Annotated in this window: 1 protein-coding gene; it reads right to left on the reverse strand. The window is 39.4% G+C overall.

All coding sequences use genetic code 11. The annotated features are described in order from the left end of the window. Positions 1-96: 96 nt before the first annotated feature. A partial coding sequence (locus NNO02_RS23215) for a glycosyltransferase family 4 protein (protein WP_271455873.1) occupies positions 97-1,341 on the reverse strand: 1,245 nt, incomplete at its 5' end.

Here is a 1,341-nt window from a genome sequence, read left to right on the forward strand (position 1 = left end):
AAAGAAGATTATACCAATCTTTATTCTGCTTATCCAGAACAGTAATATGAGTTCATTTCACGACACATAGCACCATATAAGAACCTCAGCTCGCAGTTATTTTATTAACGGCAGCTTACTCAAAAGTTGTCCAACACTCTGATTCCAGGTCAGCCACTTTACACCATTGGATTTCGGATGTGTATCACGCAAGAAAAGTGAATACCATTCGATAATCGCTTCACTAATTACTGCAGGTTCCTGACCATCGAAATAATATGCATGCGTTTCGACAATCTCACGAAAAACAGGGATATTTCTAATAATAAGAGGTATATTCTTCTGAGCAGCTTCAATTAGCGGGAGCCCAAAACCTTCACCATTTGATGCAAAAATAAGCGCACAGGATCTGGCATAGATTAAACCCAAATACTCATCGCTTATACCCTGCAACCAGAATAGACGTTTATTCAACTCAGGGCTTTTTTTGATTTCAGTGACAAGAGATTCTACATTCCAACCTTGCTTGCCAATAATACACAGTTGGAAATTATGGCCCTCAGCCCAAAGCTTTTTGAAAGCTTCAAGCGTTTGCTCATGCCCTTTTCTAGGTTCAAGTGTGCCTACCATCAAAAAGGTTGGCACCGCATCCATTTTCTGCAGAAAACTATTTGCAGAATCAGGTATACCTTTACTGGGCATACTACCTTCAAGATCAGCCCCTAAATGAAAACTGTCAACCTGAATATGTGGATTGGTATAATATTCCTGTTTCGATATCCAATCTTTAACTTCAGCAGCGACACTAGCAGAAATGCATATTAGTTGATCGGCATGAGAAGCAATACTTTTCATCCAAACAGGGAAGGCATTTTGTATTCCTATATCGCACCATTCAGGGTGCAAAATCGGTAACATATCATAAACAATAAAGCTAACATGCGCACCAGCTCTTCTTATATCTTCAATTTCAGTCAAAATGGCAGGAAATAAATGAGCAGTTAGGTCCGCAACCAGCAATATATCGTTTCGATTGAATAAGACCGGGCTATCGTCCCCCTTAACACCCGCATTAAAGTTGGCTGCATAGAAGCTATTCGCAAAACGATAGCATTCATCTATTGTGTAATACACAGGATAAATTTCATAGCCATCAACGCGCATAGCAACAAGTTGGTTCAATATACTACGAGAAACTCGTTGAATACCCGTTTTAGCATCATGGTGAATCAACACTGATACATCGACAAGTACTTTCTTCGTATGCTGGGAATAGCAACTTCTAGCTATTGCCCATGCAGTTTTAAGACGATCATGTTCGCTAACTCCTGGAATCTCTTTTATCTTTGTAAGATAATTAGT

The organism is Citrobacter sp. Awk 2, assembly GCF_028069815.1.
Classification (GTDB): Bacteria; Pseudomonadota; Gammaproteobacteria; order Enterobacterales; family Enterobacteriaceae; genus Citrobacter.